The sequence below is a fragment of the Streptomyces monashensis genome (assembly GCF_001866665.1).
GTDB classification, from domain to species: Bacteria; Actinomycetota; Actinomycetes; order Streptomycetales; family Streptomycetaceae; genus Streptomyces; species Streptomyces monashensis.
Genome location: NZ_MLYO01000111.1, coordinates 1 through 8,206, shown reverse-complemented (window position 1 = coordinate 8,206; position 8,206 = coordinate 1). Strand labels below are relative to the sequence as shown.

Genomic DNA, 8,206 nt, shown 5'->3' with positions numbered 1-8,206 from the left:
CCCCTCGACGAACGACGCGAGCCGACCTGCCTGACCCGCCAACGCACCCTCACCGCGCGCCGACACCACCAACGGCACCACACCAGCGGACGTCGTCTCCGCGGCGGCCGGCTGCGGCTCCTCCTCGGGCGCCTCCTCCAGGATCAGGTGCGCGTTGGTCCCGCTCGCGCCGAACGCGGACACGCCCGCCCGGCGCGGTCGACCGTCGCGCGGCCACCGGCGCGCCTCGGTCAGCAGCTCCACCGCACCGGCCGACCAGTCCACCTGCGTCGTCGGCTCGTCCACGTGCAGGGTCGCCGGAAGCACCTCGTGCCGCAGCGCCTGCACCATCTTGATCACACCGGCCACACCCGCCGCCGCCTGCGCATGACCGATGTTCGACTTCAACGACCCCAGCCACAAAGGCCGCTCCGGATCCCTGCCTTGCCCGTACGTCGCCAGCAGCGCCTGCGCCTCGATCGGATCACCCAGCGCCGTACCCGTACCATGCGCCTCCACGACATCCACGTCCGCGGGGGAAAGCCCGGCGCCGGCCAGTGCCTTGCGGATAACCCGCTGCTGCGACGGACCGTTCGGGGCCGTCAGTCCGTTGGACGCACCGTCCTGGTTCACCGCACTGCCCCGCAGCACGGCGAGAACCTTGTGCCCCCGCTCCCGCGCCACCGACAGACGCTCCAGAACCACGACACCCACACCCTCGGACCAGCCCGTGCCGTCAGCCGCCGACGCGAACGCCTTGCACCGACCGTCGGCGGACAGGCCCCGTTGGCGCGAGAACTCCAGGAACGCGTCCGGACTGGCCATGACCGTCGCACCGCCGGCCAGCGCCATCGAGCACTCGCCCTGCCGCAGCGCCTGCGCGGCCAGGTGCATCGCCACCAGCGACGACGAACACGCGGTGTCCACCGTGACCGCCGGGCCCTCGAAGCCGAACACGTACGACACCCGGCCGGACGCCACGCTCGATGCCGTACCGGTCATGAGGTAGCCCTGGACGTCGTCGGGCACATGGTGGAGCCGGGACACGTAGTCGTGGTGGACGATCCCGGTGAAGACGCCGATGTCACTTCCCCGGGTGGACAGCGGGTCGATGCCCGCACGCTCCAGCGCCTCCCAGGAGGTCTCCAGGAGCAGCCGCTGCTGCGGGTCCATCGCCAGCGCCTCACGCGGCGAGATCCCGAACAGAGCGGCGTCGAACCGCGCGGCCTCGTGCAGGAATCCGCCCGAGCGGGTGTAGCTGGTGCCCGCATGGTCCGGGTCCGGGTGGTACAAGCCGTCCAGGTCCCAGTCGCGGTCGACCGGGAAGCCGGACACCGCGTCCCGGCCCTGCGTCACCAGCTGCCACAGGTCCTCGGGGCTGTCCACTCCACCCGGCAGTCGCGTGCTCATGGCGACGATCGCGATCGGCTCGTCGGAGGCCACCACGGCCGGGGTCGTGACGGAGACCTTCTCCCGCTCGCCGAGCAGTTCGGTGCGCAGGTGGCGGACCAGCGCCTCCGGGGTGGGATGGTCGAAGACGAGCGTGGCGGGCAGGTCGACGCCGGTGAGGTCGTGCAGCCGGTTACGCAGCTGGACCGCGCCGAACGAGTCGAAACCGAAGCTTCTGAAGGATTTCTCCGGGCCTACGTCGAACGGGTCCGTCCCGCGGTGCCCGAGCACGACGCCGACGCTCTCCTTGACGAGTGCCATGAGCATCCGGTGCTGTTCCTCGGCCGGGAACCCGGCCAGCCGTCCGGCGTACGCCTCGCCCGTGCCCTCGCCGCGGGCCACCACGCGCCGGGTCAGGCCACCGGCCGGCGCCGGCGCGTCGTCCACGGGCACGGGCCGGCTGTCGGCTGCGGCGGCGTCCGCGTACGGCGGCAGGCGCTCCTCCGTGGCCGGCCGGGCAGCGGCGTCCAGGCTCAACAGGCTCAACGGGCCCAGCATGGCGACGGGTTCACCGCCGGAGTCCGAGAGTTCGACGAGGTGCCGCTCACCCTCCACCGGAGTGATCCGCAGCCGCAGCGCCGCGGCCCCCTGCGCGTACACCGCCAGACCGGCGCAGTCGGCCAGGTCACGGGGGTGCTGCCCGGTGCCGGTCGGCTCCGCTGCCGTACGGGAGTCCAGGACGCGCAGCGCGGTGTCGAGGAGTACCGGGTGCAGCGTGAACTCCGCCGCCTCGTCGGCTAGTTCGTCCGGCAGGGCGATCTCCGCGAAGACCTTCCCGTCCTGCTGCCAGACGCGGTGCGCGCCGGGCAGTGGTGCGGCACGGTCCGCGGGCGGCGCCCAGGTCCGCAGGTCGAAGGCCGGTTGCGGTATTCCAGGCGTGAGGACGGCACGGGCGTGGCACGTCCAGGGCCCCTGCTCCGGGCCGAGGAGGCGGCCGTGGACGGTGGCACGGCGGCGGCCGTCCGGGTCCGGGGGGTCGACCGTGACCCGGATCTGCGTGTGGCCGTGGTCCGGGATGGTCAACGGCACCTCGACGGCGATCTGTCCGAGGTCCCCGCACGCCACCTCGTCGCCGGCCCTGAGGATCATCTCCAGGAGGGCGGCGGCCGGGACACTCGTGCTGCCGTCCGTCGTCGCGGGGACGCCGAGCAGGCCCCGGCTTCGCGCCGACAGACGCCCGGTGAGCACGACGCCGCCGCTGCCGTGGTCGCCGGGTACCTCGACGACGGTGCCGAGCAGCGGGTGCCGGGCGCTGACGGTGCCGAGGGCCTCGGCGCTGCCCGCCTCGGCGGCGCCGGTCTCGACCCAGTACCGCTGATGCTGGAACGCGTAGGTGGGCAGCTCGGCCCCCATCGCGGTGGCCGGGCGTCCGAGGACGGCCGACCAGTCCAGGTCCACTCCGCGTACATGCAGTTCCGCGAGGGCCGTCAGGATTCCGGCGGGCTCGGGGCCGTCCTTGCGGAGGGTGGCGATGCAGGCCCTCTCCTGGACTCCGGGCGTGCCGAGCGCCATCGCGGCGAGGACACCGCCGGGGCCCACTTCGAGGAAGGTCGTCACGCCCTGCTCGACCAGCGCGGTGAGGGCGTCGCCGAACCGCACCGCGTTCCGTACCTGGTCGACCCAGTACTCGGCGGTGGCGAGTTGTCCGTCCCGGGCCAGTTCGCCGGTCAGGGTGGAGACGACGGGAACGGCACCCGGCTGGTAGGACAGGCCCTCCGCGACCGTGCGGAACGCGTCGAGCATGGGTTCCATCAGCGGGGAGTGGAAGGCGTGGCTGACGGTCAGCCGACGCGTCTTGTGGCCCCGCTCGGCCAGTTGGCCGGCGAGGGTGAGCACGGCGTCCTCGGCCCCGGAGAGCACCAGCGCGTCGGGGCCGTTCACCGCCGCGACGCAGACCGCTCCCGGCACCCGGGCGAGCAGGGGCGCGAGTTCGGCCTCGGTGGCCCGGACGGCGACCATCGCGCCGCCTTCGGGCAGTGCCTGCATCAACCGGCCGCGCGCGGCGACGAGTCGGGCGGCCTCGTCCAGGTCGAGGACTTGGGAGACGTGTGCGGCGGTGATCTCACCGATGGAGTGCCCGGTGAGCAGGTCCGGTCGCACGCCCCAGGACTCGAGGAGCCGGAACAGCGCGGTCTCCAGGGCGAACAGGGCACCCTGGGTGTACACGGTACGGTCGAGCAGCTCGGCCTCGGGCGATCCCGGCGTGGCGAGGACGACGTCGGACAGCGGGCGCTCCACGTGCCCGCGCAGGTGTGTGTCCACGGCAGAGCACGCGGCGGCGAAGGCGTCCCGGAAGACCGGGAACGTGTCGGCGAGTCCGTGGCCCATGCCCGCCCACTGGCTGCCCTGGCCGGTGAAGAGGACGGCCAGTTTGCCGCCGGCGGGGGTGCCGGTGACGACCGTGGGACTCGCGGCTCCCTGCGCGAAGGCGGTCAGGTCGGCGCGCAACCGGTCCGGTTCGGCCGCCAGGACGACGGCGCGGTGGTCGAGCTGGGCACGGGCGGTGGCGAGGGCGTGCGCGGTGTCGGGAAGACGTATGTCGGGCCGCTCGTCGAGGAAGCGGGCGAGCCGGTCGGCCTGGCCGCGCAGTCCGGCCGCCGTCCGCGCGGACACCGGTACGGGCACGAGGGCGTCTGCCGGCCGCGGCGCGGGCTCCGGCGCGGTGGGCACCGGTTCGTCGGGGGCCTCTTCGAGGATGACGTGCGCGTTGGTGCCGCCGATTCCGAAGGAGGAGACTCCGGCGCGGCGCGGGTGGTCGTCGCGCGGCCAGTCGCGGGCCTCGGTCAGCAGCTCCACGGCTCCGGCCGACCAGTCGACGCTGGTCGATGGCCGGTCCACGTGCAGTGTCCGGGGCAGGACGGCGTGCCGCATCGCCATGACCATCTTGATCACACCGGCGACGCCCGCGGCGGCCTGGGTGTGGCCGAGGTTCGACTTCACCGAGCCCAGCCACAAGGGCTTGCGCGGATCCCGGTCCTGTCCGTAGGTCGCGAGGAGCGCCTCCGCCTCGATCGGGTCCCCGAGGGTCGTGCCCGTGCCGTGTGCCTCCACGGCGTCCACGTCCGTCGTCGCCAGACCGGCGTGGGACAGGGCCTTGCGGATCACCCTCTGCTGCGAGGGCCCGTTCGGAGCCGTCAGTCCGTTGGACGCGCCGTCCTGGTTGACCGCGCTGCCGCGTACCACCGCCAGGATCTTGTGCCCGCGCCTGCGGGCGTCCGAGAGCCGCTCCACCAGGAGCAGTCCGGCGCCCTCGGACCAGCCGGTGCCGTCCGCGCCGTCCGCGAACGCCTTGCACCGGCCGTCGGGCGCGAGGCCGCGCTGCCGGGAGAACTCCACGAACGTCTCGGCGGTGCCCATCACCATCACACCGCCCGCCAGGGCCATGGTGCACTCGCCGCGGTTGAGGGCCTGCGCCGCCATGTGCAGGGCCACCAGCGAGGAGGAACAGGCCGTGTCCACCGTGATGGCGGGGCCCTCGAAGCCGAGGTGATACGCGATACGGCCGGACAGGACGCTGCCCGAGCTGCCGGTGAGGCGGAATCCCTCGACGCCGGACGCCTGGTGCAGGCGCACGCTGTAGTCGTGGCTGTTGACGCCGACGAACACGCCGACGTCCTGTCCGGCCAGGGTCGTCGGGTCGATGGCGGCCCGCTCGAAGGCCTCCCACGACGTCTCCAGCAGCAGTCGCTGCTGCGGGTCCATCGCCAGCGCCTCGTTCGGCGAGATTCCGAAGAAGGCCGCGTCGAATCCGGCGGCGTCGTCGAGGAAGGCGCCGTGGCGCACGTAGGTGGTGCCGGCGTGGTCGGGGTCCGGGTCGAAGAGCCGGTCGGTGTCCCAGCCGCGGTCGTCGGGGAACTCGGTGACGGCGTCGACGCCGTCGGCCACCACGCGCCACAGGTCCTCCGGGCTGTGCACCCCGGCGGGGAAGCGGCACGCCATCGCCACGATCGCGATCGGCTCCTCGTCCGCCCCCGAGCCGGCGGCAGGAGCGGCGGCCGCGTCCGTGCGCATCGGCGTATCGCCGAAGAGCCTGGTGCGGAGTTGCTCGGCGAGCAGTGTCGGCTTCGGATAGTCGAAGACGACCGCCGGGGAGAGGGTGACGCCGGTCGCGGCGACGAGCCGGTTGCGCAGCTCCACCGCGGTCAGTGAGTCGAAGCCGGCGTCCTTGAACGACCGGTCGGCGCGTACGGCGTCGACGGAGCCGTGTCCGAGGACCTCGGCGGCGTGCCGCCGCACCAGGCCGACCAGGGCCTCGGTCTGCTCGATGCCGCTCAGCGCGGCGAGGCGCTCCGCCGTGGAAGCACGCGCGGACGGGGCGGCGGCCCTGGCCTTCGGCCGTGGCGCCGGCGCCAGACCGCGCAGCAGCGTCGGTACGGGGCCGTCTGCCGCCGCGGCGCGCAGGGCCGGCACATCGAACTTGGCCGCCACCAGCGTGCCGTCCGTCACCGTCCGGGTGTCGAGGGCGGCGTCCAGGAGGGCCATGCCCTCGGCGGCGGTGAGCCCGGCCATGCCGATGCGCTGGTTGCGCCGCAGGTCCGCGGTGCCCAGGTGCTCGGTCATGGCGCTGGCCGTCGACCAGTAGCCCCAGGCGAGGGACACGGAGGGCAGGCCGAGCCGGTGCCGCTGCCGCGCCAGGGCGTCCAGACAGGCGTTCGCGGCGGCGTAGTTGCCCTGCCCGGGGTTGCCGAGGACGCCCGCCGCCGAGGAGAACAGCACGAACGCGGCGAGGTCCAGGTCCCGGGTGAGCTCGTGCAGGTGCAGGGCCGCGTCCACCTTGGGCCGCAGCACGGTGTCGACGCGCTCCGGGGTCAGCTCGGTGAGCACCCCGTCGTCCAGCACCCCGGCGGAGTGCACGACGGCCGTCAGCGGATGCTCGGCCGGTATCTCCCGTATCAGCGCTTCGAGTTGGAACCGGTCCGATGTGTCGCAGGCGGCGACGGTGACCGTCGCGCCCAGCGCGGCCAGCTCCTCGCGCAGCTGCGGGGCGTCGCCGCGCCGGCTGGCCAGGACCAGGTGGCGGATGCCGTACGCGGTGACCAGGTGCCGCGCGGTGAGCGCACCGAGGGTTCCGGTGCCACCGGTGATCAGTGCCGTGCCCGCGGGGTCGAGCGGGCGCCCGAGCGGCCCGGCTTCGCCGGCCACCCCCGGCACCCGTACGAGGCGGGGGACCTGGGCGACACCGTCGCGCACCCTCATCTGCGGCTCGCCGCTCAGGACCACGGCCGGCAGAGCGGAGCGGGAGTCGTCGTCGAGGTCCACGAGGACGATCCGGTCGGGGTGCTCCGACTGCGCCGAGCGCACCAGACCCCACACCGCGGCCGCGTCGAGCCTGTCGAGGTCCCCGGTGACCACGGCGAGTCGGGTCTCCTCCAGCGCGGGCTCCGCGAGCCACGCCTGGAGGACCTCGAGGGCCGCACCGACCGCCGAGCGAGGGTCGCCCTGCGTGGGCGCGGCCTGGGCGTCGTACAGCAAGATCTCGGGAGCGGGGCCGTCCGCCGCGGCCGAGGCGGCGACGTCCTCGCCGCTCGCGACGGACACCGTGTCGAGGACCCGGTCCACGGCGGGAAGCAGCACCTGCGTCCAGTCGACACGGAACAGCGAGTCGTGCGGCAACGCCCCGATGATTCCGGCCTGTTCGGGCGAGAACGGTGCTGCACGCAGGCCCTCGACCGTCATGACGGGCTGCCCCGAGTGGTCGGTCAGCAGCAGGGGCGTGCCCTCGGCCGTTGTACCGCCCGCGCTGACGTGCAGGGCGGCGGCACCCGAGGCGAGGAGGGACACACCGGTCCACACGGACGGGAGCATGCCGCTCGGGACGACCGTACGGACGGCGGCATCGAGGAGCGCGGGGTGCACCCCGTAGCGGTCCGCGTCACGCAGCGCGGCACTGTCGAGGGCCACTTCGGTGACCTCGGTGCCCGGTCCCGCGGGCGCGGGCAGCTCGCGGGGGGCGGCGGGCGCCAGCTTGCCGTGCGCGTGCCGCGTCCACTCCGCCTCCAACGGGGCGTCCCCGGCACGGGAGTAGATCTCCACCGGCCGCCGCAGCATCTCGTCGGACTCGCCGACGACGATCTGCACACTGCGGCCGCCGTACTGCGGAAGCACCACGGGCGTGTCGACGATCAGTTCGTCGATGACGGGGGCAGAGGCCAGGTCGCCGAGCCGGATGGCTACCTCGACCAGGGCGGTGTTCGGCACGACGACCGCATCCCCCAGGAGGTGATCGGCAAGCCAGGGGTGCGTCTTGAGGGACCACCTCGACGTGGCCATGACGGCGCCCGAGTTCGGCATGCCGGCGACCGCGCCGAGGAGCGGGTGATCGGCCCCCGCAAGTCCCAGAGAGGACGCATCGGTGGCGCCCCGGGTCGGCTGAAGCCAGTAGTGCCGGCGGTCGAAGGCATACGTCGGCAGGTCCACGCCCGCCGACCCGACCGCGGCAGGCAGGACCCCGGCCCAGTCCACGAACACACCACGCACGAACAGCTCGGCCATCGAGGCCAGCAGGCGGTGCAGCCCCCCGTCCTGACGCCGCAGCGAACCCGTCACCACCACGTCCGGATCACCGTCGGCGTCGAAGACGGTCTCGCTGATCGGCTGGACCAGCACCGGATGCGCACTGACCTCCACGAACACCCTGTGCCCCTGCCGGATCAGCTCGGCCACGGCAGGGCCGAACCCGACCTGCCCCCGCAGATTCCGATACCAGTAGTCGCCGTCCAGGACACCTTCCGCCGCCACCCACGCGCCGGTCACGGTGGAGTAGAAGGGCAGCGTCGGC

Annotated in this window: 1 protein-coding gene; it reads right to left on the bottom strand. The window is 73.6% G+C overall.

All coding sequences use genetic code 11. The features are described 5' to 3' along the window. Window positions 1-8,206: type I polyketide synthase (locus BIV23_RS42555; RefSeq protein ID WP_177240239.1), on the bottom strand; the 8,206-nt coding region annotated here is incomplete at both ends.